General features: G+C 57.2%; 31 protein-coding genes. 5 read left to right on the top strand and 26 right to left on the bottom strand.

Going from position 1 to position 23,112, the window contains the following annotated elements; all coding sequences use genetic code 11:
• Window positions 1-12 precede the first annotated feature (12 nt).
• From rpsE to rpmC, 10 genes are all read right to left on the bottom strand, one after another.
• Entirely contained in the window at window positions 13-567 is a 555-nt protein-coding gene (rpsE, locus tag FN828_RS07800; RefSeq protein WP_142492847.1) for a 30S ribosomal protein S5, read from the bottom strand.
• Window positions 568-687: 120 nt separating this feature from the next.
• On the bottom strand, window positions 688-1,047 hold the full coding sequence (gene rplR / locus FN828_RS07795; protein ID WP_142492846.1) for a 50S ribosomal protein L18: 360 nt from the start codon (window positions 1,045-1,047) through the stop codon (window positions 688-690).
• Between the two features lie 11 nt (window positions 1,048-1,058).
• Window positions 1,059-1,592: a 50S ribosomal protein L6 gene (gene rplF / locus FN828_RS07790; RefSeq protein ID WP_142492845.1), complete on the bottom strand. Its 534-nt coding sequence runs from the start codon at window positions 1,590-1,592 to the stop codon at window positions 1,059-1,061.
• Between the two features lie 11 nt (window positions 1,593-1,603).
• Complete coding sequence (gene rpsH, locus FN828_RS07785; RefSeq protein WP_142492844.1) at window positions 1,604-1,996, bottom strand: 30S ribosomal protein S8; 393 nt, start codon at window positions 1,994-1,996, stop codon at window positions 1,604-1,606.
• A gap of 13 nt (window positions 1,997-2,009) precedes the next feature.
• Window positions 2,010-2,315 (bottom strand): 30S ribosomal protein S14, encoded by a 306-nt coding sequence (rpsN, locus tag FN828_RS07780; protein ID WP_142492843.1) that lies wholly within the window; start codon window positions 2,313-2,315, stop codon window positions 2,010-2,012.
• 18 nt (window positions 2,316-2,333) lie between these two features.
• Window positions 2,334-2,897, bottom strand: a complete 564-nt coding sequence (gene rplE / locus FN828_RS07775) for a 50S ribosomal protein L5 (RefSeq protein WP_142492929.1) — start codon at window positions 2,895-2,897, stop codon at window positions 2,334-2,336.
• Entirely contained in the window at window positions 2,890-3,201 is a 312-nt protein-coding gene (gene rplX / locus FN828_RS07770; protein WP_142492842.1) for a 50S ribosomal protein L24, read from the bottom strand. The genes rplE and rplX overlap by 8 nt, the downstream gene beginning before the upstream one ends.
• The gene (gene rplN / locus FN828_RS07765) at window positions 3,201-3,569 is read right to left on the bottom strand and encodes a 50S ribosomal protein L14 (RefSeq protein ID WP_007427594.1); all 369 of its coding nucleotides are present in this window, start codon (window positions 3,567-3,569) and stop codon (window positions 3,201-3,203) included. The genes rplX and rplN overlap by 1 nt, the downstream gene beginning before the upstream one ends.
• 88 nt (window positions 3,570-3,657) lie before the next feature.
• Complete coding sequence (gene rpsQ / locus FN828_RS07760; RefSeq protein WP_136338411.1) at window positions 3,658-3,885, bottom strand: 30S ribosomal protein S17; 228 nt, start codon at window positions 3,883-3,885, stop codon at window positions 3,658-3,660.
• A 12-nt stretch (window positions 3,886-3,897) separates the two neighbouring features.
• Complete coding sequence (rpmC, locus tag FN828_RS07755; RefSeq protein WP_142492841.1) at window positions 3,898-4,098, bottom strand: 50S ribosomal protein L29; 201 nt, start codon at window positions 4,096-4,098, stop codon at window positions 3,898-3,900.
• A 285-nt stretch (window positions 4,099-4,383) separates the two neighbouring features.
• On the opposite strand from rpmC, the gene FN828_RS07750 reads away from it, so the two are divergent.
• The 3 genes from FN828_RS07750 to FN828_RS07740 all read left to right on the top strand — a co-directional run bounded on the left by FN828_RS07750 (window position 4,384) and on the right by FN828_RS07740 (window position 7,227).
• Window positions 4,384-5,280, top strand: coding sequence for a hypothetical protein (locus FN828_RS07750; protein WP_142492840.1), 897 nt, complete (start codon window positions 4,384-4,386; stop codon window positions 5,278-5,280).
• A gap of 252 nt (window positions 5,281-5,532) precedes the next feature.
• The gene (locus FN828_RS07745; protein WP_142492839.1) at window positions 5,533-6,558 is read left to right on the top strand and encodes a calcium-binding protein; all 1,026 of its coding nucleotides are present in this window, start codon (window positions 5,533-5,535) and stop codon (window positions 6,556-6,558) included.
• A 48-nt stretch (window positions 6,559-6,606) separates the two neighbouring features.
• Window positions 6,607-7,227 (top strand): 2OG-Fe(II) oxygenase family protein, encoded by a 621-nt coding sequence (locus FN828_RS07740; RefSeq protein ID WP_142492838.1) that lies wholly within the window; start codon window positions 6,607-6,609, stop codon window positions 7,225-7,227.
• A 95-nt stretch (window positions 7,228-7,322) separates the two neighbouring features.
• Here the strand turns inward: FN828_RS07740 and rplP are convergent, their stop codons facing one another.
• The 5 genes from rplP to rplB are packed head-to-tail and all read right to left on the bottom strand — an operon-like array spanning window position 7,323 to window position 9,965.
• Window positions 7,323-7,736: a 50S ribosomal protein L16 gene (gene rplP / locus FN828_RS07735; RefSeq protein WP_142492837.1), complete on the bottom strand. Its 414-nt coding sequence runs from the start codon at window positions 7,734-7,736 to the stop codon at window positions 7,323-7,325.
• A 13-nt stretch (window positions 7,737-7,749) separates the two neighbouring features.
• Window positions 7,750-8,457 (bottom strand): 30S ribosomal protein S3, encoded by a 708-nt coding sequence (gene rpsC / locus FN828_RS07730; protein WP_142492836.1) that lies wholly within the window; start codon window positions 8,455-8,457, stop codon window positions 7,750-7,752.
• Window positions 8,457-8,837, bottom strand: coding sequence for a 50S ribosomal protein L22 (gene rplV, locus FN828_RS07725; RefSeq protein ID WP_142492835.1), 381 nt, complete (start codon window positions 8,835-8,837; stop codon window positions 8,457-8,459). The genes rpsC and rplV overlap by 1 nt, the downstream gene beginning before the upstream one ends.
• 3 nt (window positions 8,838-8,840) lie before the next feature.
• A complete protein-coding gene (gene rpsS, locus FN828_RS07720) occupies window positions 8,841-9,119 on the bottom strand; it encodes a 30S ribosomal protein S19 (RefSeq protein ID WP_142492834.1) in 279 nt (92 codons plus the stop codon).
• A 3-nt stretch (window positions 9,120-9,122) separates the two neighbouring features.
• Entirely contained in the window at window positions 9,123-9,965 is an 843-nt protein-coding gene (gene rplB / locus FN828_RS07715; RefSeq protein WP_142492833.1) for a 50S ribosomal protein L2, read from the bottom strand.
• A gap of 328 nt (window positions 9,966-10,293) precedes the next feature.
• Between rplB and FN828_RS07710 the strand changes: the two genes are divergently transcribed.
• Both FN828_RS07710 and FN828_RS07705 read left to right on the top strand, forming a co-directional pair.
• Complete coding sequence (locus FN828_RS07710; protein WP_142492832.1) at window positions 10,294-10,536, top strand: type II toxin-antitoxin system ParD family antitoxin; 243 nt, start codon at window positions 10,294-10,296, stop codon at window positions 10,534-10,536.
• Window positions 10,529-10,834, top strand: a complete 306-nt coding sequence (locus tag FN828_RS07705) for a type II toxin-antitoxin system RelE/ParE family toxin (RefSeq protein ID WP_142492831.1) — start codon at window positions 10,529-10,531, stop codon at window positions 10,832-10,834. Before FN828_RS07710 ends, FN828_RS07705 begins: the two co-directional genes overlap by 8 nt.
• 51 nt (window positions 10,835-10,885) lie before the next feature.
• Here the strand turns inward: FN828_RS07705 and FN828_RS07700 are convergent, their stop codons facing one another.
• The 11 genes from FN828_RS07700 to rpoC form a co-directional block, all read right to left on the bottom strand.
• Complete coding sequence (locus FN828_RS07700) at window positions 10,886-11,182, bottom strand: 50S ribosomal protein L23 (RefSeq protein WP_142492830.1); 297 nt, start codon at window positions 11,180-11,182, stop codon at window positions 10,886-10,888.
• Entirely contained in the window at window positions 11,179-11,796 is a 618-nt protein-coding gene (gene rplD, locus FN828_RS07695; protein WP_142492829.1) for a 50S ribosomal protein L4, read from the bottom strand. The genes FN828_RS07700 and rplD overlap by 4 nt, the downstream gene beginning before the upstream one ends.
• On the bottom strand, window positions 11,793-12,521 hold the full coding sequence (rplC, locus tag FN828_RS07690) for a 50S ribosomal protein L3 (protein WP_142492828.1): 729 nt from the start codon (window positions 12,519-12,521) through the stop codon (window positions 11,793-11,795). The genes rplD and rplC overlap by 4 nt, the downstream gene beginning before the upstream one ends.
• Window positions 12,522-12,539: 18 nt before the next feature.
• Entirely contained in the window at window positions 12,540-12,854 is a 315-nt protein-coding gene (gene rpsJ / locus FN828_RS07685; RefSeq protein WP_058262002.1) for a 30S ribosomal protein S10, read from the bottom strand.
• Between the two features lie 240 nt (window positions 12,855-13,094).
• A complete protein-coding gene (tuf, locus tag FN828_RS07680; protein WP_142492816.1) occupies window positions 13,095-14,270 on the bottom strand; it encodes an elongation factor Tu in 1,176 nt (391 codons plus the stop codon).
• An 81-nt stretch (window positions 14,271-14,351) separates the two neighbouring features.
• Window positions 14,352-16,469, bottom strand: coding sequence for an elongation factor G (gene fusA, locus FN828_RS07675; protein ID WP_142492827.1), 2,118 nt, complete (start codon window positions 16,467-16,469; stop codon window positions 14,352-14,354).
• 21 nt (window positions 16,470-16,490) lie between these two features.
• Window positions 16,491-16,961, bottom strand: a complete 471-nt coding sequence (rpsG, locus tag FN828_RS07670; protein WP_136338425.1) for a 30S ribosomal protein S7 — start codon at window positions 16,959-16,961, stop codon at window positions 16,491-16,493.
• 12 nt (window positions 16,962-16,973) lie between these two features.
• On the bottom strand, window positions 16,974-17,345 hold the full coding sequence (rpsL, locus tag FN828_RS07665; RefSeq protein ID WP_005980675.1) for a 30S ribosomal protein S12: 372 nt from the start codon (window positions 17,343-17,345) through the stop codon (window positions 16,974-16,976).
• Between the two features lie 305 nt (window positions 17,346-17,650).
• On the bottom strand, window positions 17,651-17,782 hold the full coding sequence (locus tag FN828_RS20745; RefSeq protein ID WP_221930537.1) for a putative rhamnosyl transferase: 132 nt from the start codon (window positions 17,780-17,782) through the stop codon (window positions 17,651-17,653).
• A complete protein-coding gene (locus FN828_RS07660; RefSeq protein ID WP_142492826.1) occupies window positions 17,782-18,678 on the bottom strand; it encodes a DMT family transporter in 897 nt (298 codons plus the stop codon). The genes FN828_RS20745 and FN828_RS07660 overlap by 1 nt, the downstream gene beginning before the upstream one ends.
• A gap of 192 nt (window positions 18,679-18,870) precedes the next feature.
• Window positions 18,871-23,112, bottom strand: a complete 4,242-nt coding sequence (rpoC, locus tag FN828_RS07655) for a DNA-directed RNA polymerase subunit beta' (protein WP_142492825.1) — start codon at window positions 23,110-23,112, stop codon at window positions 18,871-18,873.

Below are 23,112 nucleotides of genomic sequence, written 5' to 3'. Positions count from 1 at the left end.
GACTCGCGCTCCTTACGCTTCGGCGGCTGCCGGTTCATCCTTGCGCAGGATGTCGGCAACTTTCTTACCACGACGTGCGGCAACCGAACGCGGGCTGGCTTCTTTTTTCAGCCCGTCCAGAGTGGCGCGGATCATGTTGTAGGGGTTCTGAGAACCGATCGACTTGGAAACCACGTCTTTCACGCCCAGCATTTCGAAAACGGCACGCATCGGACCACCGGCGATGATCCCGGTCCCTTCCGGTGCGGTGCGCATGACGACTTTACCAGCGCCGTGACGGCCTTCCATGTCGTGATGCAGGGTACGGCCTTCGCGCAGCGGTACGCGGATCATGTTGCGCTTGGCTTGCTCGGTGGCTTTGCGGATGGCCTCGGGGACCTCTTTCGCTTTACCTTTGCCGAAACCAACACGGCCTTTTTGATCGCCGACAACCACCAGAGCGGCGAAGCCAAAGCGCTTACCACCTTTCACGGTTTTCGACACGCGGTTGATCGCAACCAGACGATCAGCGAATTCCGGGGCTTCTTCGCGCTCACGGCGATCCCGGCGGTTTTCACGTTCTGCCATAAGGACAGTCCTTTTCTTGGTGGCGCGGCATTGCGCCGTTCGTATCAATCCAAGTGAAAAGCCCGCCGCAGCGGGCTGATCCCGGATCATCGGGGGGGCAAGACTGCCCCCCGCAGGGTCTTAGAACTTCAGCCCGCCTTCACGCGCGGCGTCGGCCAGAGCCTTCACCTTGCCGTGGAACAGGAAGCCGCCACGGTCGAAGTAGCACTCTTCGACACCGGCTTTCTTGGCACGCTCGGCGATAGCCGCGCCCACCTTGGCTGCTGCATCGACGTTGTTCTTGCCAACCACGCCCAGATCCTTCTCCAGAGAGGAGGCGGCGGCCAGGGTGATGCCCTTCACGTCGTCGATCAGCTGAACGCTGATGTTCTTGTTGGAGCGGTGAACCGACAGGCGCAGTTTGCCGACGTTCACTTTCCGCTGCTTGTTCCGAACGCGCAGACGGCGCTTCAGAAACAGGGTACGTTTGCTGTTTGCCATTTTGCTCGTCCTTACTTCTTCTTACCTTCCTTGCGGAAGATATATTCGTTCTTGTACTTGATCCCTTTGCCTTTGTACGGCTCGGGGCGGCGCCATTCACGAATGTTTGCTGCAACCTGACCGACCAGTTGGGCATCGTCGCCCTCGATCACGATCTCGGTCGGCTTCGGTGCGGTCACGGTTACACCGGCCGGCACGTCGAAGTTAACCTCGTGCGAGTAGCCCAGGTTCAGCTTCAGGGTGTTGCCCTGCATCTGAGCCCGGTAACCCACACCAGTGATCTCCAGCTCTTTTTTGAAGCCGGTGGTCACACCTTTGACCATGTTCGACACCATGGTGCGCGACATGCCCCACTGCTGACGGGCGCGTTTGGATTTGCCGCGCGGCGTCACAGAAACAACATTGCCGTCCACGGTGATCGTAACATCATCGGTGGCGGTGAAGCTTTGGGTCGCTTTCGGACCTTTCACTTCGATGGTCTGGCCGGATACCGAAGCGGATACACCGCTGGGCAGTTCGACCGGTTTCTTACCAATACGAGACATTGCAGACCTCCTTAGAAGACGGTGCAGAGCACTTCGCCGCCAACGTTCTGGCTGCGGGCGCTTGCGTCCGACATCACACCTTTCGGAGTGCTGACAATCGACACACCCAAGCCCTGACGGACCGACGGGATGTCCTTGACGCCCATGTACACGCGACGACCGGGTTTAGAAACCCGCTTCAGTTCGCGAATGACCGGGGTGCCTTCGTAGTATTTCAAAGCGATTTCAAGGGTCGGATGACCGTTGACATCAGTGCCTTTTTCGTAGCCGCGGATGTAACCTTCGTCAGCCAGCACGTCCAGAACCCAACCGCGCAGTTTCGACGCCGGGGTCGAAACGGTGGATTTGCCGCGCATCTGAGCGTTACGGATACGGGTGAGCATATCGCCGATAGGATCGTTCATATCACTCTCTCCCTTACCAGCTGGATTTCACCAGACCGGGGATCTGGCCGAAAGAGCCAAGTTCCCGCAGCATGATACGGCTGACCTTCAGCTTACGATAGTAAGCGTGGGGACGACCGGTCAGCTGACAACGGTTGTGCAGACGGGTTGCCGAGCTGTTGCGCGGCAGTTTTGCAAGCTTCAGCGAAGCGCGGAAACGCTCTTCCATCGGCTTATCCTGGTCGTTGATGACCTCTTTGAGAGCAGCGCGCTTGGCAGCGTACTGTGCCACCAGACGTTCGCGCTTTTTCTCGCGTTCGATCATGGATTTTTTAGCCATAACTCTTCTCTCCCGCGCTTAGCTGTTGAAAGGCATGTTGAAATGCTTCAACAGCGCCTTCGCTTCCGCGTCGGTTTTCGCGGTGGTGGCAATCACGATGTCCATACCCCAGACTTCGTCAACTTTATCAAAGTTGATTTCGGGGAAGACGATGTGCTCTTTGATCCCCATGGCATAGTTGCCACGGCCATCGAAGGATTTACCCGGCACGCCACGGAAGTCGCGGATACGGGGCATTGCGATGGTGATCAGACGATCCAGGAATTCGTACATGCGGTCGCCGCGCAGGGTCACTTTCGCACCCATCGGCATACCTTCACGAACGCGGAAACCTGCGATCGAGTTACGAGCAATAGTGGTCACAGCTTTCTGGCCAGCAATCGCAGACAGATCCTCGACAGCGGATTTTGCTTTTTTGCTGTCTTTGACAGCTTCAGCACCGCAACCGATGTTCAGAACGATCTTGTCCAGCTTGGGGATCATCATTTCGTTCTTGTAGCCGAACTCTTCTTTCAGAGCGGCACGGATCGCTTCTTTGTACTGCGCTTTCAGACGCGGGGTATAGGTAGCAGCATCAAGCATCAATCACGTCCCCCGTGGTCTTTGCAAAACGGACCTTCTTGTCGCCTTCCATGCGGAAGCCAACGCGGGTCGGTTTGCCGTTTGCGTCCAGAAGTGACAGGTTCGACAGCTGGATCGGCAGTGCCTTGGGCAGACGGCCGCCCTGGCTGGTTTGGGTCTGGCGGGTGTGACGGATGGCAACATTGATGCCTTCCACAACAGCCTTGCCAGCTTTCGGGTCTACGGACTCGATGGTGCCTTGCTTGCCTTTGTCTTTACCGGCCAGCACGACAACCTTGTCACCCTTACGGAGTTTCGCAGCCATTACAGCACCTCCGGAGCAAGCGAGATGATTTTCATGAAGTTTTTCGCACGCAGTTCACGAACAACCGGCCCGAAGATACGGGTGCCGACGGGTTCGCCAGCGTTGTTCAGGATAACGGCTGCGTTGCGGTCGAAGCGGATGGCGGTGCCATCTTCACGACGAACTTCTTTGGCGGTGCGAACGACGACGGCCTTACGGACGTCACCTTTTTTCACACGACCACGCGGAATGGCTTCCTTCACGGAAACGACGATGATGTCGCCGACCGAAGCATATTTACGCTTCGAGCCACCCAGAACCTTGATGCACTGCACCCGGCGCGCGCCGGAGTTGTCAGCTACATCCAGATTTGTCTGCATCTGGATCATTTGGTTTCTCCCGACCTATGGGGGGACATGCAGATGTCCGTTCCCCCAGGGTTTCGCTAAAAAGCGTCGGGATCGTCTAAGGGTTAGCTTAGGCGATCACTTCCCAACGCTTGGTCTTCGACTTCGGTGCACATTCCTGAATACGGACGGTGTCACCAACGTTGAATTGGTTGTTTTCGTCGTGCGCCCGGTATTTTTTGGACTTACGAACGGTTTTCTTCAGAACGGGGTGCGTAAAGCGGCGCTCGACCAGAACGGTAACGGTTTGTTCGTTGGCGTTCGAGGTCACGGTGCCTTGGAGAATACGTTTGGGCATCTGTCAGGCTCCTTATTCAGCGGCCGCTGCGGCTTTTTCGTTCAGCACAGTCATTACACGGGCAACTTCGCGACGCACGGTTTTCACGCGCGCAGTGTTTTCCAGTTGGCCGGTTGCTTGCTGGAAGCGCAGATTGAACGCTTCTTTCTTCAGGGTGGACAGCTCTTCACGAAGCTGATCCAGCGTTTTTTCACGCAGTTCAGTGGCGGACATGTCGCCAATTCCTTCTTTTCCACACCAGCAGGCCCCTTATGACGGGTCACCCAAGGCTCTGGTGGATTCAAAACAAAATCTGCGAATCCCAGTCCCCCGGAATCCGCAAGATGCCGCTCTATAAGGGAGGCATCCCCAAGGGGCAAGGAAAACTTTGTATTTCCCATAAAAGACTATGCTTTGAGCGCCTCAGGGAACGCCACCGCATCTTTCGACTTGACGTGGCATTTTGCCACCCCCACACTCTCATACAGAGATTTTATTGTTAAGAGTTAGGAGACATCCATGGGTGCGTTCATTTTTCTGGCCTTCGGTGGCGCATTGCTGGCCACAATGTTTATGGGCTCTAACGATGATGACTCCGGCGAAGACCTCGTACCCGAAGGCGGGGATTTAGAGGGAACAGATGGCGACGACACGTTGACCATGGATGATACCGAAACCACCCCAGACATGCGCGGCAGTCTTCTGGATCTTGGTGCGGGCGACGATCTATCGGATGGAACCGGCACTGGTTTATTCGGCGCCGTGCATGGCGGGGATGGCAATGACACGATAACAGGCCCAGATTCGTGGGTTGGCCCCGGAAAGCCGAACGGAATAACCGATGGAATCTACGGAGATGCCGGGGATGATGAGATTACTGCCGTTTGGGAAACGAATGTCTACGGCGGGGATGGGAATGATACTATCAACTACGAACTGCCCTATGGCGCAGCGGATGGTAGTACCGCCGTGGATGGCGGAGATGGGGATGATTTGATCCGTATTGACGTCACGGCCAACGACTGGACCAACGCCGTTCCCGCCGCCAACTTCACTGGCGGCGAAGGCGCGGATGAGTTCGAGGTCAATTTGACGGCTCCTGCTCTTCCCTTTCCGGTAGCGGGCGTTCCCGAACCCGGCGAGAGTTATGAAGCCGGCACAGGCATCAGAATGGCCGATTTCACCCCCGGAGAAGACACCTTCCTCGTGACCATCTCCCCCGAAGACGGAACCAACTTTCTGTTAGCCAAAACAACAACCCATTCAATCACAACGTCTGATGGTGAACTCCGCTACTTCTCGGACCTGACGCTATCCTTCTCTGCTACGGCGACAACACCGGCCTATCAAACCAGCATCCGGTTCTATGATCTTCAGGATCTTTCTATGGACGACATTCGCATTCTTGTTGCATAGGCCATCGCTGCTTTTGGTTTTGAACTCGCGCGGGTCAGAAACGCACCGCATGAAATAAGCGGGGCGACACTTGTATCTCTTGCTGACCCGCCGTTACCGCCCGCAAAACCATCCGCGATTCAGAACCAATCCAACATTACTGTTTCCCCATACGGAACACCCTGCCGTCCTTGACGGATTGACAGCTAAAAAATGTACCAAATATGATTGTTTCATCTTTAAATGTTAAATAGTCACCTTGGGGGATTTACGATGGAACTATTTTTACTTCTTGGTTTGGGCGGGGCAGCATTATTGTCCCTTCTGTCGTCAAGCAGCGACAATGACACCGAAGATACCGATGACACCGAAGAGGTTGCCGAGGATGAACTCGTACTGGCGCAGGCAGGCGACAATATCTTAACAGGCGACGGCGACGACGTGATCCTGTCGCCGAACGTTCTGGATGGACCCGTTACCGTTCAAAGCGGCGATGGCAACGACATCATCAATATCGACCACGAAGGCAGAGAGCGTTCCGAAGTCAACGCCGGTGCTGGGGATGACATAATACGCTATGACGGGGATGCAGCCTTGTCCGGGGGCGACGGAAACGACACCATTGAATCCATGGGCACCTGGAACAGGCTTAGCGGCGGGGATGGTGATGATCTTCTGACGTCACATGAAACAGAAAACAGCATCTATGGCGGCGAAGGTAACGATACCATCGAGGTCGAAACCCTGCGCTTTGGACACTACTATGGCGGCGAGGGCGACGACACTTTCGAGCTTGGGTTTGATTACGAGTTTCGGTACGACATTGACGACACCATCAGCGGCGGTGCCGGCGATGACGTGTTTCACATCACCAATCGGTCTATCCGCGTCGACGATACCGTCACCTTCCCGGCAGATGAGGAACCCCATGCATATGAATTCAACGTAGCCGGTGACGAAGGCGCCGATACGTTCGAGGTGACGCATGAGCTTGACATCAGAGCCTCCTCCTCGACGGATGACGATTTCTATGCGACCAACTCGACAATCATACGGGACTTCGACCCAGACGAAGACACGCTGATCGTCACCCCGAACGAGCTTGGCGTTTATACTGGTACGCCAAAAATGACTGTCGAATCCAGCGGCCCCAATAGCTACAATGGTATGTATGACAGCGTTGTCCAACTGGACTACACACAGGAAGACACCGGCGTCACGGCGACTTGGCGGCTTCACGTCATGTCGACGCGGGCTTTGACTGGCGATGACGTGGTTCTGAACCTCGCTGCGGCCTAAGCATTCGTTTCTATCGCACGATCAGGGGCAATGCGGTAAGAGGCGATCATGATACAGATAGAATCTCTCTTCGTGACCCGCCTTTACCGCGCTGCCCTGTCTGAATTCGGCCCCAAGGTCGATCCGGACGAACTGGAAGCGTCCTGTTATTCAATTGCCGAAGATGACGAGGCAGGCCAGCAATGGTGCGAGGAAAACGGGTATCCCGGTTATACGTCCTACGCCTCGCTGACCGATCTGGGCTGGCGCTTTCCGATCTTTGCCGATGTGATCAAGGCACTGGATCAGCATGTCGCGGAATTTGCCAAGGATCTGGAATTTGATCTGGATGGCCGCAATCTGGTGCTGGAAGATCTGTGGATCAATATCCTGCCCGAAGGCGGCACCCATTCATCCCACCTGCACCCGCATTCCGTGATTTCCGGCACCACCTATGTGGCCATGCCCGAAGGTGCATCTGCCCTGAAACTGGAAGACCCACGTTCGGCCCGGATGATGGCCGCCCCGGCCCGCCGCAAAGATGCCCGGCGTGATCTGCAAACCTTCATCTATGTGAAGCCCGAAGTCGGTGATGTGCTGCTCTGGGAAAGTTGGCTCCGCCACGAAGTCCCGCTGAACATGTCCGAAGATGATCGGGTATCGGTCAGCTTTAACTATAAATGGGAATAACGGCAGCAGGCCGGTGCGATCCCCCACCACTTGCCCCGACAACAAAAAACCCGCCGATCACTCGGCGGGTTTTTTAATTTCAAGCGGTGAAAACCTTACCAGTCTTCACGAACCACAACCCGGGTCTTGATCGGCAGCTTCATCGCGGCCAAGCGCAGTGCTTCGCGTGCGATTTCTTCGTTCACACCGTCGATCTCGAACATCACGCGACCGGGCTTCACTTTGCATGCCCAGTAGTCCACCGAACCTTTACCTTTACCCATACGAACTTCGGTAGGTTTCGAAGTCACAGGGGTATCCGGGAAGATGCGGATCCAGACACGGCCCTGACGTTTCATGTGGCGGGTCATCGCGCGGCGGGCCGCTTCGATTTGACGAGCCGTCACACGCTCGGGCTGGGTGGCTTTCAGGCCGAACGAACCGAAGTTCAGATCGCTACCGCCTTTTGCCAGGCCTTTGATCCGGCCTTTGTGCATTTTGCGGAATTTTGTACGTTTAGGCTGAAGCATCGTTCAGGTCTCCTTAACGACGGCCGCCGGCGCCACGGGGCGCGGGACCATCCTGGATTTCCTGGGCGCGACGGTCACGAGCCTGCGGGTCGTGTTCCATGATCTCGCCTTTGAAGATCCAGGTTTTGATGCCGATGATGCCATAAGGCGTCGAGGCTTCTGCGGTTGCATAGTCGATGTCAGCGCGCAGGGTGTGCAACGGCACACGGCCTTCGCGATACCACTCGGTCCGTGCAATCTCGGCACCGCCCAGACGGCCCGACACGTTCACACGAATACCCAGTGCGCCCATGCGCATTGCGTTCTGCACACCACGCTTCATGGCACGACGGAAGGACACGCGGCGTTCCAACTGCTGAGCAATCGATTCAGCAACCAGCTGAGCATCCATCTCGGGCTTGCGCACTTCGACGATGTTCAGGTGCAGTTCCGAGTCGGTCATCTTCGCCAGCTTCTTGCGCAGCACTTCGATGTCCGCACCTTTCTTGCCGATGATGACACCCGGACGCGCGGTGTGGATCGTGACGCGGCATTTTTTATGCGGACGTTCGATGATCACACGGGCCACGCCGGCCTGCTTGCACTCTTCCTTGATGAATTCGCGGATTTTCAGGTCTTCCAGCAGAAGATCCCCATAATCCTTCGAATCTGCGTACCAACGGCTGTCCCAGGTGCGGTTGACCTGAAGGCGCATGCCGATCGGATTAACTTTCTGACCCATTAGGCTTGCTCCTCAACTTGACGCACCTTGATGGTGAGTTCCGAGAACGGCTTCATGATCTTGCCGAAACGGCCACGTGCCCGCGGACGACCACGTTTCATGACCAGGTTTTTGCCAACAAAGGCTTCGGCCACGATCAGTTCATCGACGTCTAGGTTGTGGTTGTTTTCGGCGTTCGCAATTGCGGACTGAAGACATTTCTTCACATCCTGCGCGATCCGCTTTTTCGAGAAGGTCAGGTCCGTCAGGGCCTTGTCCACCTTCTTGCCGCGGATCATTGCGGCGACCAGATTCAGTTTCTGCGGGCTGGTACGAAGCATCCGGACTTTGGCCATTGCTTCGTTATCTGCCACGCGGCGGGGGTTCTTTTCCTTGCCCATGACTTATTTCCGCTTCGCTTTTTTGTCAGCCGCATGGCCGTAATAGGTACGGGTCGGCGAGTATTCACCGAATTTCTGGCCGATCATGTCTTCGGTCACGTTGACCGGAACATGTTTCTTGCCGTTGTAAACACCAAAGGTCAGACCCACGAACTGGGGCAGAATGGTGGAACGACGCGACCAGATTTTGATGACTTCATTACGACCCGACTCGCGGGATGCTTCGGCTTTCTTAAGCACATAAGCATCCACGAAGGGGCCTTTCCATACAGAACGTGCCATGTCTTAACGGCCCTTCTTCTTGGCGTGACGCGAACGCAGAATAAGCTTTTGCGACGCCTTGTTCTTGTTGCGGGTACGCGCACCCTTGGTCGGCTTACCCCAGGGGGTAACCGGGTGACGACCACCCGAAGTCCGGCCTTCACCACCGCCGTGGGGGTGGTCGATCGGGTTCATAACCACACCACGGACCGACGGACGGATGCCTTTGTGGCGCATACGACCGGCTTTACCGTAGTTCTGGTTGCTGTTGTCGGGGTTCGACACGGCACCAACGGTTGCCATGCATTCCTGACGGACCAAGCGCAGTTCGCCCGAAGACAGACGGATCTGAGCATAGCCACCATCGCGGCCCACGAACTGAGCATAGGTGCCTGCGGCGCGGGCGATCTGACCGCCTTTACCCGGCTTCATTTCGATGTTGTGGACAATGGTACCGATCGGCATACCCGAGAACGGCATCGCGTTCCCCGGCTTGATGTCGGCCTTTGCCGAAGCGACAACCTTATCGCCAACAGCCAGACGCTGCGGTGCGATGATATAGGCCTGTTCGCCATCTTCGTATTTGATCAGCGCAATGAACGCGGTCCGGTTCGGGTCATACTCGATCCGTTCAACGGTTGCCGCGATGTCGAATTTGTTACGCTTGAAGTCCACGATACGATAGAGGCGCTTTGCCCCACCGCCTTTGCGGCGCATCGTGATCCGCCCGGTGTTGTTCCGGCCGCCGTTCTTGGTCAAACCCTCAGTAAGGGCTTTGACCGGACGTCCTTTCCACAGCTCCGAACGGTCGATCAGAACCAGCCCACGCTGGCCCGGCGTCGTCGGTTTATACGACTTGAGTGCCATGCTTTCTGTCTTCCGTTTTGTGAGGCAGGCTGTCGCCTACCCTATGGTTTTAGCCCCCCGAAGGTGGCCGTCTTGATAGGGCCCCGAAGGTCCCTGATTCCAAAAAGTCAGCAGCCCCGGAACGAATCCGGGGCCGTAGATTGCGCGTCTTTAGCAGGGGATGGCGGGGGTGTCTATAGGGAGAAGATGCGTAGGGTGGGTTTTCAACCCACAAAGGGGTGCAAGGCATTCGGGCGGTGGATTGGAAACCCACCCTACCTCTGGCATGGCGGCCACTCACCTTGACAAACTTTGTCATACCCCTATCTTCGCAGTCAGGAGATCCCCAATGGCGACGATGAACGTATCCCTTCCCGACCAGATGAAAGACTGGGTCGAAACCCGGCTCGAGAACGCATCTTTCAGCAATACAAGCGACTATGTTCGCCATCTGATCCGTCGCGATCAGGAAAGAGAGCAGGCCATTGCAGAATTACAGTCTGCGGTGAACAAGGGGCTTGAGAGCGGGCCGGCTCAGAACTTCGACTTAGGTGAGTTTCTGTCGCGAATGCACACGAAACACGGTGTCTGATCTCACGCTCGACATTCTGCCGCAAGCAGATGCTGACCTCGAGGATATCTGGCTCTATACAGCGCAAACTTGGTCCACTGCGCAAGCCGATCACTATATTATCGCGCTGCACAAATCATTCATGTTACTTTGCGACATGCCGACCATCGCCCACGAACGGCCCGAGATCACCCCACCTGTGCGCGTGTATCCCAGCGGGCAGCATTACGTGATCTATCGTGTGGCGGGCGAAACCCTCACCGTACTTCGCGTTATCCACAATAGACGTAATTGGCAGCCCCTTCTCGAGGAAACGTAAAAGCCCCCCAGCTTACACCGGGGGGCTTTTAATCTCACAGAAAGCGCGATCTTACAGACCAGTGGTCACGTCGATCGTGTTACCCTCTTCGAGGGTCACATAGGCTTTCTTTACGTCTTTACGCTTGCCCAGTTGGCCGCGGAAACGCTTAACTTTACCCTTGGTGACGGTGGTGTTCACCGCTTTCACCTTCACACCAAACAGGGACTCAACGGCCTCTTTGATCTGGGGTTTGTTGGCGTCGATGGCGACCTCGAACACGACAGCACCGTTTTCCGAAGCCATAGTGGCCTTCTCGGTGATGACCGGCTTGCGGATCACGTCATAGAGTTCTGCTTTGGTGGTCATTTCAGACGAGCCTCCAGAGCTTCGATACCTGCTTTGGTGATCACCAGAGTGTCACGCTTCAGGATATCATACACGTTGGCGCCCATCGACGGCAGGATGTCCAGACCTTCGATGTTGCGGGCTGCTTGCAGGAAGCCTTCGTTGACCGTTGCGCCGTCGATGATCAGCGCGCGCTTCCAGCCCAGGTTTTTCACCTGCTTGGCCAGAGCTGCGGTTTTGCCTTCAGCTTCTGCATTCTCGATCACGACCAGCGCGCCTGCTTTGGCTTTCGCCGACAGTGCGTGCTTCAGGCCCAAAGCGCGGAACTTCTTGGGCAGGTCGTGGGCGTGGCTACGCGGGGTCGGCCCCTTGTAGATACCACCCTTGCGGAAGATCGGTGCCTTACGCGAACCGTGGCGTGCGCCGCCGGTGCCTTTTTGGCGATAGATCTTCTTGGTCGAGTAGCTCACTTCCGACTTGGTCAGCACTTTGTGGGTACCGGCCTGCGCTTTGTTACGCTGCCAGCGGACCACACGGTGCAGAATGTCAGCGCGGGGTTCCAGGCCGAACAGGTCGTCGGACAGTTCCACCGAACCGGCATTGCCGCCGTCCAGATTGATCACGTCAAGTTTCATGCTTCACCCCCTTCGGCGGGCGCTTCTTCGGCCGGAGCCGCAGCAACAGCAGCCGATTTCAGAGCTGCCGGGAACGGTACGTTCTCGGGCAGTTTCTTCTTCACGGCATCCTTGATGGTGACCCAGCCGCCCTTGGAGCCGGGAACGGCACCTTTGACCATGATCAGGCCACGGTCGGCGTCGGTTTTCACGACTTCCAAGTTCTGGGTGGTCACGCGAACGGCACCCATGTGGCCTGCCATTTTCTTGCCTTTGAACACCTTGCCCGGATCCTGACACTGGCCAGTCGAACCGTGCGAACGGTGGCTGATCGACACACCGTGCGAGGCGCGCAGACCACCGAAGTTGTGGCGTTTCATGGCACCGGCAAAGCCTTTACCGATCGAGGTGCCTGCAACGTCCACTTTCTGACCGGCAATGTAATGCTCGGCCGAAATTTCGGCGCCAACTTCGATCAGGTTGTCTTCGGTGACGCGGAATTCGGCCAGCTTACGCTTCGGCTCGACTTTCGCAGCAGCGAAGTGGCCGCGCATCGCTTTGGAAACGCGTTTCACCTTGGCCGCGCCTGCACCCAACTGAACGGCGGTGTAGCCGTCTTTGTCGGTGGTGCGCTGTGCGACAACCTGAAGGTTTTCCAGCGAAAGAACAGTCACAGGGATCTGACGACCGTCTTCCATGAACAGGCGAGTCATGCCCATTTTCTTGGCGATAACACCAGAGCGCATCTTACATACCCTCCGATCTTACGATTGCAGCTTGATTTCGACGTCCACACCAGCGGCCAGGTCGAGCTTCATCAGCGCGTCCACGGTCTGGGGGGTCGGATCAACGATGTCGAGCATACGCTTGTGCGTACGGATCTCGAACTGGTCACGGGATTTCTTGTCGATGTGAGGGCCACGCAGAACGGTGAACTTCTCAATCTTGTTCGGAAGCGGGATCGGGCCACGGACCTGAGCGCCAGTGCGCTTTGCCGTGTTCACGATTTCCTGGGTGCTGGCGTCCAGAACCCGGTAATCGAATGCCTTCAGCCGAATGCGAATGTTTTGGCTTTGCATTACATCTGCCTTTTCATAGGCGTTGGAGTTGAGAGGAGGACCTACGCGCATCGTCGACCCTCATCGAACCCAAACGGCGGGAATCACCCCGCCGCCATGTTCTTGATAAGAACCCGCGCTCCTTACAGGGGTGCAGGCCATGTGGCAAGGGGGAGTTTGGCGGAATTTCTCAAACCAGCCCCAAAAGCAAAAGGGCCGCTGTTTCCAGCGGCCCTCTGTAGTCTTGGCGAGATCGTCGGATCAGGCCAGAATTTTCGACACAACGCCCGAACCAACGGTACGGCCACCTTCGCGGATAGCGAAGCGCAGGCCTTCTTCCATTGCGATCGGTGCGATCAGCTCGGCCGACAGTTTCAGGTTGTCGCCAGGCATCACCATTTCAGTGCCTTCCGGCAGGATGCAGGTCCCGGTCACGTCGGTGGTCCGGAAGTAGAACTGCGGACGGTAGTTCGCAAAGAACGGGGTGTGACGACCGCCTTCTTCCTTGGTCAGAATGTAGACCTCGGCTTCGAACTTGGTGTGCGGGTTAACCGAACCCGGCTTACACAGAACCTGACCACGCTCAACTTTCTCGCGGTCGATACCGCGCAGCAGCGCGCCGATGTTGTCGCCTGCTTCACCGCGATCCAGCAGTTTGCGGAACATTTCAACGCCGGTACAGGTCGTGGTCTGGGTGTCTTTGATCCCAACGATTTCGATCGAATCGCCAACGTTGATCACGCCACGTTCCACACGACCCGTCACAACAGTACCACGGCCCGAGATCGAGAACACGTCTTCGATCGGCATCAGGAACGGCTGGTCAACAGCACGTGCCGGGGTCGGGATGTACTCGTCAACAGCCGCCATCAGTTCGCGGATCTTGTTTTCGCCGATTTCAGGATCGCGGCCTTCCATTGCGGCCAGAGCCGAACCTGCAACGATCGGAATATCGTCGCCCGGGAAGTCGTAGGTCGACAGCAGCTCGCGGATTTCCATTTCCACCAGCTCCAGCAGCTCTTCGTCGTCAACCTGGTCAACTTTGTTCATGAACACGACCAGCGCAGGCACACCAACCTGACGCGCCAGCAGGATGTGTTCGCGGGTCTGCGGCATGGGGCCGTCAGCTGCGTTCACAACCAGAATGCCGCCGTCCATCTGCGCAGCACCGGTGATCATGTTTTTCACATAGTCAGCGTGGCCGGGGCAGTCGACGTGCGCGTAGTGGCGCGACTCGGTTTCGTACTCAACGTGCGCGGTCGAGATCGTGATCCCGCGTGCTTTTTCTTCCGGTGCGCCGTCGATCTGGTCGTAGGCTTTGAAGTCACCAAAATATTTGGTGATCGCTGCGGTCAGCGTGGTCTTGCCGTGGTCAACGTGACCAATCGTGCCGATGTTGACGTGCGGCTTATTACGCGCAAACTTTTCCTTTGCCATGATGGCCTCCTTTAAACGTGAGCGGTGCGCGGATCGCGCACCCTACGGGGTGGGTAGGGTGGGCCTGATGGCCCACCGCTGTTATGCGTATTTCTTCTGGATCTCGTCCGAGATGTTCTGCGGAACCGGATCGTAATGGTCGAACTGCATCGTGAACTGCGCGCGGCCCGAGGACATCGAGCGCAGGGTGTTGATGTAGCCGAACATGTTGGCCAGCGGCACGAATGCGTTGATTGCAATCGCGTTGCCACGGTTTTCCTGACCGGACACCTGACCACGACGAGAAGTCAGGTCGCCGATGATACCGCCGGTGTATTCTTCCGGGGTCACGACTTCGACCTTCATCACAGGTTCCAGCAGTTTCGCGCCAGCTTTTTTCATGCCTTCGCGCATACCGGCACGGGCTGCGATTTCGAAGGCCAGAACCGACGAGTCAACATCGTGGAAAGCACCGTCGATCAGCGCCACTTTGAAGTCGATCACAGGGAAGCCAGCCAGCGGGCCCGAGTCCATGACGGATTTGATGCCTTTTTCGACGCCCGGAACGTATTCCTTCGGCACCGAACCACCAACGATCTTCGACTCGAACGAATAGCCTTCGCCCGGCTCGGTCGGGGTGATGACCATTTTGACGCGTGCGAACTGACCCGAACCACCCGACTGTTTCTTGTGGGTGTAGTCGACTTCGGCTTCGTGGCTGATGGTTTCACGGTAAGCCACCTGCGGCGCACCGATGTTGGCCTCAACCTTGAATTCACGCTTCAGACGGTCCACCAGAATGTCCAGGTGAAGTTCGCCCATGCCTTTCATGATGGTCTGACCGGATTCCAGATCAGTTTCCACACGGAAGGAGGGGTCTTCGGCTGCCAGACGGGCCAGACCCGCCGACATTTTTTCCTGGTCGCCTTTGGTCTTCGGCTCGACGGCGATTTCGATCACCGGCTCGGGGAAGGTCATGGTTTCCAGAACCACCGGCTCTTTCACGTCGCACAGGGTATCGCCCGTGGTGGTGTCTTTCAGACCCGCCAGCGCGATGATGTCGCCTGCAAACGCTTCTTCGATTTCCTCACGGTTGTTGGAGTGCATCATCATCATACGACCGATGCGCTCTTTCTTCCCTTTGGTCGAGTTCAGAACCGAGTCGCCTTTGTTCAACACGCCCGAATACAGACGGGTGAAGGTCAGCGAGCCAACAAAGGGGTCGTTCATGATTTTGAACGCCAGACCGGCGAAGGGCATCGCATCGTCCGCACGGCGGGCAATGTTACGAACTTCTTCTTCGTCACCGGGTTTGAAGCCCATATAATCGACAACGTCCAGCGGGCTGGGCAGATAGTCGATCACGGCGTTCAGCAGCGGCTGTACACCTTTGTTCTTGAACGCGGAACCGCCCAGAACCGGCACGAAATGCAGGGCCAGCGTCCCCTTGCGCAGCAGTTTGCGCAGGGTGGGAACGTCAGGCTCTTCGCCTTCCAGATAGGCCATCATTGCGTCGTCGTCTTCTTCGACAGCAGCTTCGACCATCTTGCCGCGCCATTCGGCGGCCATGTCTTGCAGGCTTTCGCGGATGTCTTCCTGAACCCAGGAGGCACCCAAGTCATCGCCGCGCCAGACCCATTCTTTCATGGTGACCAGATCGACCAGACCTTCCAGCTCGGTCTCGGCACCGATCGGAATACCAACCGGAACCGCGCGGGCGCCGGTGCGGTCTTCGATCATGCGAACGCAGTTGAAGAAGTCCGCGCCGATTTTGTCCATCTTGTTGACGAACACGATACGCGGAACCTTGTAGCGGTCAGCCTGACGCCACACGGTTTCAGTCTGCGGTTCAACACCGGCGTTTGCGTCCAGAACGCAAACGGCACCATCCAGAACCGCCAGCGAACGTTCAACTTCGATAGTGAAGTCAACGTGGCCGGGGGTGTCGATGATGTTCAGGCGGTGCTTTTCAGTCTCAGCATTTTCACCGTCTTCGGTGCGTTCCCAGAAAGTCGTGGTCGCAGCCGAGGTGATGGTGATCCCGCGTTCCTGTTCCTGCTCCATCCAGTCCATGGTGGCTGCACCATCGTGCACCTCGCCAAGGTTGTGGGATTTGCCGGTGTAAAACAGGATGCGTTCCGAGCAGGTGGTTTTCCCTGCGTCGATGTGCGCCATGATACCGAAGTTACGGTAACGGTCGAGCGGATATTCGCGTGCCATTGGTTCAAAACCTCTTGGGGATTACCAGCGATAATGGCTGAACGCTTTGTTCGCGTCGGCCATCTTGTGGGTGTCTTCGCGTTTCTTGACCGCGGTGCCACGACCGTTGACCGCATCCAGCAGTTCCCCTGCCAGGCGTTCTTCCATCGTGTTTTCGTTGCGGTTGCGCGCTGCCGAAATCAGCCAGCGGATCGCCAGGGCTTCGCGGCGCTCGGGGCGCACTTCGACGGGCACCTGATAGGTGGCACCACCCACACGACGCGAGCGAACCTCGACGGCGGGCTTCACGTTATCCAGTGCTTCGTGGAACACTTCGACAGGGGCGCGTTTGACTTTGCCTTCAACGCGCTCCAGCGCGTTGTAAACAATACGTTCTGCGACCGACTTCTTACCGTCGATCATCAGGTTGTTCATGAATTTGGTCAGCACGCGATCGCCATACTTGGCGTCGGGCAGAACTTCGCGTTTTTCAGCGGCGTGACGGCGGGACATCTGTTAATCCTCTTATTTCGGACGCTTCGCGCCGTATTTCGAACGACGTTGCTTACGATCTTTGACGCCTTGGGTATCCAACACACCACGCAGAATGTGGTAACGGACACCCGGAAGGTCTTTTACACGGCCGCCACGGATCAGAACCACAGAGTGTTCCTGAAGGTTGTGGCTTTCACCGGGGATGTAGCTGATCACCTCGTAACCGTTGGTCAGGCGGACCTTCGCAACTTTACGCATAGCCGAGTTCGGCTTCTTCGGCGTGGTGGTGTACACACGGGTGCAGACGCCGCGTTTCTGCGGGCACTGTTCCAGGTGCATGGACTTCGAACGTTTGACTTTGGGCTGACGCGGCTTGCGGATCAGCTGTTGGATCGTTGGCATTGGGTGTTTCCCCGTTTCCTACTCAAGTGCTGCCATTGGCCGAAACCGCAGGCGATGACAATTCAGACACGCATGACGCGCCCACATAGACAAAAACCGCAATCGTTTCCATTCCGAGGCAAACGACGCGGTGAGTTTGCAGAGGATCGGGGCGGCAAAGTTGCCCGGATCTTGGCCACTACAATGTTGAATTCGACGAAAGGGACATTTGTCCCCTGTGCCGGATGTTGCGCCGTATAGGGGGAGTCGCGCAGGTTGTCAACAAGCGCAGGGGTTTTCAGGTTCCTGAACGGCCCCCGCGCAGATTACGCCCGCAGCAGCCCCCCACCCTTCCGCAATGCGGCCAGATCGGCCTGTTCGGGTTCTTTTTGAAACGCGCCGGGGGCCGAAGGATAGGACCACCGACATAAACCTTGTACTTGTACCTCTACCGCCATCAGCGTTCCTTTTGTCGGATCCGTTGGGCCAGTTGCCTTTCTCTGTACAGCATAAAGACGCCGCTGCCCACAACGATCGCCGCGCCGATCAGGGTCAGCGGGCGGGGCCAGTCGCCAAAGACGAACCAGCCCAGCGTCAGCGCCCAGATCAGCCCGGTATAGCGGAACGGTGCCACGAACGAGATTTCCCCCACCCGCATCACCATCACTGACAGCACATAGCCCCCCATCACCATTCCCGCCGCGCCAAGGATCAGCAGGGTGTTGGTCTGGTTCAGCGGCACCCAATCCACGGTCACGCTGGCCGCGCCAAAAAACAGCGTCACCGAAAATGTCGTGGCAAATGTGACCATCATGGAAGGGGTCGCCCCGCTCAGCCGACGGGTGGATAAATCGCGCAGCACCACGAAAGCAACCGAGATCAGCGCATAAACCGAATAGATATTGAACCCTTCTGCCCCCGGTCGCACGATCAGCATCACCCCGCACAGACCGATCAGAATGGCCGTAATCCTGCGCCAGCCCAAGGCTTCGCCAAAAAACAGCGCCGCGCAAAGCGTGACCAGCAACGGCAGGGATTGCAGGATCGCAGTGACATTGGCCAACGGCATGTTGAACAGCGCCGTCAGGAAAAAATAGGCCGCGCCGATTTCCCCGATCATCCGCAATACGATCAACCCCCGGTCACGCGGCGGGATACGCAGATGCAGCGCCCCCATCTTCCACGCCAAAACACCGCTGAACAACGTGGTCAGCACCCCGCGCAGCACCAAAAGCTGGAACAGTGGCACCTCTCCGGCCAGGGCTTTGACAAACGTATCGTTCAGGGTGAATGCCGCCATGCTGCCCATCATCAGCACCGCGCCGCGGGTATTGTCCGAAATCGAAAGGGTCATAAAATCTCCGAAGGTGTGGCGGGCCGGGTCTGTACGCCTGCCAACGCCCGGAAAGCTTTGCGCATTCTTGTGCCGCGCGTCCAGCCCCACCGGAATAATACGGCCCCTGCCCCGCTCGGTTCCCAAACAGCACCAAAGAAAAGGCCCCCGAAGTTTTCGGGGGCCTTTCAGAAATTGAACCGTCAGTGCGAATTATTCTTCGCGGCTTTCGGGCGTGCTTACCAGCGTATCGAAAACATCACCGCCGACAATATCGTCCACCGGGGCTGCCAGTGCTGCGGCGGCTTCGGCTTCTTCGCGGCGGGCTTCGATCACCACATTGTCACGCGTCTGCGCGATATGGCGCACGCGCATGGTGGCCCCGCCGGTCCCTGCCGGGATCAGACGGCCCACGATGACGTTCTCTTTCAGGCCAACCAGTTTATCGCGCTTGCCCTGAACCGAAGCTTCGGTCAGCACACGGGTGGTTTCCTGGAACGACGCCGCCGAGATGAACGAACGGGTCTGCAACGAGGCTTTGGTGATCCCCAGCAGGATCGGTTCACCCGATGCCGGACGCCCACCTTTGTCTTCGACCTTCTTGTTCGCAGCGTCGAATTCAGCCTTGTCGACATGTTCGCCCTTCAGCAGCGTGGTATCGCCACTGTCAGAGATTTCCCACTTCTGCAACATCTGGCGCACGATCACTTCGACATGCTTGTCGTTGATCTTCACACCTTGCAGGCGGTACACGTCCTGAACCTCGTCGATCATGTAGTTCGCCAGCGCCTCGACACCCATGATGGCAAGGATGTCGTGGGGGGCCGGGTTCCCGTCCATGATGTAGTCCCCCTTCTGCACGAAGTCGCCTTCCTGCACCGGGATGTGCTTGCCCTTGGGCACCATGTATTCGACGGGTTCGCGGCTGTCGTCTGCCGGTTCAATCGTGATACGACGCTTGTTCTTGTAGTCACGACCAAAGCGCACGTACCCATCAATTTCGGCGATGATCGCGTGATCTTTCGGACGACGGGCTTCGAACAGTTCCGCCACGCGGGGCAGACCCCCGGTGATGTCCTTGGTCTTGGCACCTTCGCGCGGGATACGCGCAACAACGTCACCGGCGCGGATGGTCTGACCATCTTCGACCGACAGAATTGCATCCACCGACATCGGATAGGTGATCGGGTTGCCAGCGTCATTGCGGACTGGTTCGCCGTCTTCATCCACCAGAATGATTTCCGGTTTCAGTTCGTTGCCTTTGGGTGCGGTGCGCCAGTCGATCACGATCTTCTGTGTCATACCTGTTGCATCATCGGTTTCGTCGCGCACGGCGATCCCGCTGACCAGGTCCACATATTTGGCAGTCGCGTCTTTTTCGGCAATGATCGGCAGGGTGTAAGGATCCCATTCGAACAGCTTATCGCCACGCGACACTTTCTGACCTTCGGTCACGAACAGCTTCGTACCATAGCCCAGTTTGTGGCTGGCGCGTTCTTCGCCGGTTTCCGACATGATCTTCAGCTTCATGTTCCGGCCAATGGTCAGAACTTCGCCGTTGGCGTTGGTCAGAAGCTGCGCGTTTTCGAATTCGATCACGCCCTCTTGCGAGGCCTCAAGGAACGACTGCTGACCACCCTGCGCCACGCCGCCGATGTGGAAAGTCCGCATCGTCAGCTGAGTGCCGGGTTCACCGATCGACTGCGCCGCGATGATCCCAACCGCTTCACCCACGTTCACGCGAGTACCACGGGCCAAGTCACGGCCATAGCAGTTGGCGCAAACGCCATCATCCGCTTCACAGGTCAGCGGGCTGCGGATACGCGCGGTCTGAACGCCAGCTTCTTCGATGGTGTCAGCCATACGTTCGTCGATCAGGGTGCCTTTCGCGACCAGCACTTCTTCGGTGCCGGGGCGCAGGATGTCCTCTGCGGCCATACGGCCCAGAATACGATCCCCAAGCGAGGCCACGACTTCGCCATCGTTCACAGCCGCTTCGGCAGTGATCGAACGGTCGGTGCCACATTCCACCTGACGCACGATGCAATCCTGCGCCACGTCCACCAGACGGCGGGTCAGATACCCCGAGTTCGCCGTTTTCAGTGCCGTGTCCGACAGACCCTTACGGGCGCCGTGGGTCGAGTTGAAGTATTCAAGAACGGTCAGACCTTCCTTGAAGTTCGAGATGATCGGCGTTTCGATAATGTCGCCGTTCGGCTTGGCCATCAGGCCACGCATCCCGCCCAGCTGCTTCATCTGCGTAACAGAGCCACGCGCACCAGAGTGAGCCATCATGTAAACCGAGTTCGGCTCCATGACCGCGCCATTTTCGTCCCGCTTTTCAGCCGAAATGGTGCCCATCATAGCGTCAGTGACCTTGTCGTTACACTTCGACCAAGCATCGACGACTTTGTTGTACTTTTCGCCCTGAGTGATCAGACCGTCCATGTACTGCTGTTCAAAGTCTTTCACCTGATCGCGGGTTTCTTCGACCAGTTCCCACTTGTTGTCGGGGATCACCATGTCGTCCTTGCCAAAGGAAATCCCGGCTTTGAACGCTTCGCGGAAACCCATGGTCATGATCTGGTCACAGAAGATCACAGATTCTTTCTGACCACAGTAGCGGTACACGGTGTCAATGACGCGCTGCACGTCTTTTTTCCGCAGCAGCGTGTTCACCAGTTCAAACGGTGCCTTGGCGTTCTGCGGCAGCAGTGCACCCAGACGGACCCGGCCCGGCGTGGTTTCAAAGCGCTTCAGCACTTCGTTACCTTCTTCGTCGATCTGCGGGATACGCGCGGTGATTTTCGCGTGCAGGTGAACCGCACCCGAATCCAGCGCATATTGCACCTCGTCGATCGTGCCGAAGACCATGCCTTCGCCCTTCATGCCTTCGCGTTCGATGGTCGTGTAGTACAGACCCAAGATCATATCCTGCGACGGAACGATGATCGGCGCACCGTTGGCGGGCGACAGAACGTTGTTCGTGGACATCATCAGAACGCGGGCTTCAAGCTGTGCTTCCAGCGACAGCGGCACGTGAACAGCCATCTGGTCCCCGTCGAAGTCAGCGTTGAACGCCGAACAAACCAGCGGGTGAAGCTGAATTGCCTTCCCTTCGATCAGCGTGGGTTCAAACGCCTGAATACCCAAACGGTGCAGCGTGGGCGCACGGTTCAGCATGACGGGGTGTTCGCGGATCACCTCGTCCAGAATATCCCAAACTTCGGGACGCTCTTTTTCGACCAGCTTCTTCGCCTGCTTCACGGTGCTGGACAGGCCTTTGGCCTCCAGTCGCGAGTAGATGAAGGGCTTGAACAGTTCCAGCGCCATTTTCTTGGGCAAACCGCACTGATGCAGTTTTAGTTCCGGCCCGGTCACAATCACCGAACGACCCGAGAAGTCGACGCGTTTCCCCAAAAGGTTCTGACGGAAGCGACCCTGCTTACCTTTCAGCATGTCGGACAGCGATTTCAGCGGGCGCTTGTTCGCGCCAGTGATCACGCGGCCACGACGACCGTTGTCAAACAGCGCGTCCACGGATTCTTGCAGCATCCGCTTTTCGTTCCGCACGATGATATCGGGCGCGCGCAGTTCGATCAGGCGTTTCAGACGGTTGTTCCGGTTGATGACGCGGCGATACAGATCGTTCAGGTCGGACGTTGCGAAACGACCGCCATCCAGCGGCACCAGCGGGCGCAGTTCCGGCGGGATCACCGGAATCACGGTCATCACCATCCATTCCGGGCGGTTGCCGGATTCAAGGAAGGATTCAACCACTTTCAGGCGCTTGATGATCTTCTTGGGCTTCAATTCGCCAGTGGCTTCGGCCAGATCGGCACGCAGCTGTTCGGCTTCGGCCTCCAGATCAATCTGGGCCAGCATGTCACGGATCGCTTCGGCACCGATATTAGCGGTGAACGCATCCATGCCATAGGCGTCCTGCGCGTCCATGAACTCTTCTTCGGTCATCATCTGGCCGTATTGCAGGTCGGTTAGACCCGGTTCGATGACAACGTAGTTTTCAAAGTACAGAACGCGTTCCAGATCACGCAGCGTCATGTCCAGCATCAGACCGATCCGGCTGGGCAGCGATTTCAGGAACCAGATATGCGCCACAGGCGCGGCCAGTTCGATATGGCCCATGCGTTCGCGGCGAACCTTTTGCAGCGTCACCTCGACACCGCATTTTTCGCAGACAACGCCGCGATATTTCATGCGCTTATATTTGCCGCACAGACATTCGTAATCTTTGATCGGGCCAAAGATACGCGCACAGAACAGACCGTCACGTTCGGGCTTGAACGTGCGGTAGTTGATGGTTTCCGGCTTTTTGATCTCGCCATAGGACCACGACAGGATACGCTCGGGCGATGCCAGCGACACCTTGATTTCGTCAAAGACCTTCGGCGGGGTCAGCGGGTTGAACGGGTTGTTCGTCAGTTCCTGGTTCAT

The sequence above is a fragment of the Thalassovita litoralis genome, from assembly GCF_900182725.1.
In the GTDB taxonomy this organism is placed as follows: Bacteria; Pseudomonadota; Alphaproteobacteria; order Rhodobacterales; family Rhodobacteraceae; genus Thalassobius; species Thalassobius litoralis.
The sequence above is the reverse complement of the archived record's forward strand: the minus strand, read 5'-3'. Positions and strand labels throughout refer to the sequence as shown.

What these genes read in the sequence shown, in the direction of transcription:
- rpsE (WP_142492847.1), bottom strand. Translation starts at nt 567, where the DNA reads ATGGCAGAACGTGAAAACCGCCGGGATCGCCGTGAGCGCGAAGAAGCC.
- rplR (WP_142492846.1), bottom strand. Translation starts at nt 1,047, where the DNA reads ATGGCAAACAGCAAACGTACCCTGTTTCTGAAGCGCCGTCTGCGCGTT.
- rplF (WP_142492845.1), bottom strand. Translation starts at nt 1,592, where the DNA reads ATGTCTCGTATTGGTAAGAAACCGGTCGAACTGCCCAGCGGTGTATCC.
- rpsH (WP_142492844.1), bottom strand. Translation starts at nt 1,996, where the DNA reads ATGAACGATCCTATCGGCGATATGCTCACCCGTATCCGTAACGCTCAG.
- rpsN (WP_142492843.1), bottom strand. Translation starts at nt 2,315, where the DNA reads ATGGCTAAAAAATCCATGATCGAACGCGAGAAAAAGCGCGAACGTCTG.
- rplE (WP_142492929.1), bottom strand. Translation starts at nt 2,897, where the DNA reads ATGCTTGATGCTGCTACCTATACCCCGCGTCTGAAAGCGCAGTACAAA.
- rplX (WP_142492842.1), bottom strand. Translation starts at nt 3,201, where the DNA reads ATGGCTGCGAAACTCCGTAAGGGTGACAAGGTTGTCGTGCTGGCCGGT.
- rplN (WP_007427594.1), bottom strand. Translation starts at nt 3,569, where the DNA reads ATGATCCAGATGCAGACAAATCTGGATGTAGCTGACAACTCCGGCGCG.
- rpsQ (WP_136338411.1), bottom strand. Translation starts at nt 3,885, where the DNA reads ATGCCCAAACGTATTCTCCAAGGCACCGTGACCTCGAACGCCAACGAA.
- rpmC (WP_142492841.1), bottom strand. Translation starts at nt 4,098, where the DNA reads ATGTCCGCCACTGAACTGCGTGAAAAAACGCTGGATCAGCTTCGTGAA.
- FN828_RS07750 (WP_142492840.1), top strand. Translation starts at nt 4,384, where the DNA reads ATGGGTGCGTTCATTTTTCTGGCCTTCGGTGGCGCATTGCTGGCCACA.
- FN828_RS07745 (WP_142492839.1), top strand. Translation starts at nt 5,533, where the DNA reads ATGGAACTATTTTTACTTCTTGGTTTGGGCGGGGCAGCATTATTGTCC.
- FN828_RS07740 (WP_142492838.1), top strand. Translation starts at nt 6,607, where the DNA reads ATGATACAGATAGAATCTCTCTTCGTGACCCGCCTTTACCGCGCTGCC.
- rplP (WP_142492837.1), bottom strand. Translation starts at nt 7,736, where the DNA reads ATGCTTCAGCCTAAACGTACAAAATTCCGCAAAATGCACAAAGGCCGG.
- rpsC (WP_142492836.1), bottom strand. Translation starts at nt 8,457, where the DNA reads ATGGGTCAGAAAGTTAATCCGATCGGCATGCGCCTTCAGGTCAACCGC.
- rplV (WP_142492835.1), bottom strand. Translation starts at nt 8,837, where the DNA reads ATGGGCAAGGAAAAGAACCCCCGCCGCGTGGCAGATAACGAAGCAATG.
- rpsS (WP_142492834.1), bottom strand. Translation starts at nt 9,119, where the DNA reads ATGGCACGTTCTGTATGGAAAGGCCCCTTCGTGGATGCTTATGTGCTT.
- rplB (WP_142492833.1), bottom strand. Translation starts at nt 9,965, where the DNA reads ATGGCACTCAAGTCGTATAAACCGACGACGCCGGGCCAGCGTGGGCTG.
- FN828_RS07710 (WP_142492832.1), top strand. Translation starts at nt 10,294, where the DNA reads ATGGCGACGATGAACGTATCCCTTCCCGACCAGATGAAAGACTGGGTC.
- FN828_RS07700 (WP_142492830.1), bottom strand. Translation starts at nt 11,182, where the DNA reads ATGACCACCAAAGCAGAACTCTATGACGTGATCCGCAAGCCGGTCATC.
- rplD (WP_142492829.1), bottom strand. Translation starts at nt 11,796, where the DNA reads ATGAAACTTGACGTGATCAATCTGGACGGCGGCAATGCCGGTTCGGTG.
- rplC (WP_142492828.1), bottom strand. Translation starts at nt 12,521, where the DNA reads ATGCGCTCTGGTGTTATCGCCAAGAAAATGGGCATGACTCGCCTGTTC.
- rpsJ (WP_058262002.1), bottom strand. Translation starts at nt 12,854, where the DNA reads ATGCAAAGCCAAAACATTCGCATTCGGCTGAAGGCATTCGATTACCGG.
- tuf (WP_142492816.1), bottom strand. Translation starts at nt 14,270, where the DNA reads ATGGCAAAGGAAAAGTTTGCGCGTAATAAGCCGCACGTCAACATCGGC.
- fusA (WP_142492827.1), bottom strand. Translation starts at nt 16,469, where the DNA reads ATGGCACGCGAATATCCGCTCGACCGTTACCGTAACTTCGGTATCATG.
- rpsG (WP_136338425.1), bottom strand. Translation starts at nt 16,961, where the DNA reads ATGTCCCGCCGTCACGCCGCTGAAAAACGCGAAGTTCTGCCCGACGCC.
- rpsL (WP_005980675.1), bottom strand. Translation starts at nt 17,345, where the DNA reads ATGCCAACGATCCAACAGCTGATCCGCAAGCCGCGTCAGCCCAAAGTC.
- FN828_RS20745 (WP_221930537.1), bottom strand. Translation starts at nt 17,782, where the DNA reads ATGGCGGTAGAGGTACAAGTACAAGGTTTATGTCGGTGGTCCTATCCT.
- FN828_RS07660 (WP_142492826.1), bottom strand. Translation starts at nt 18,678, where the DNA reads ATGACCCTTTCGATTTCGGACAATACCCGCGGCGCGGTGCTGATGATG.
- rpoC (WP_142492825.1), bottom strand. Translation starts at nt 23,112, where the DNA reads ATGAACCAGGAACTGACGAACAACCCGTTCAACCCGCTGACCCCGCCG.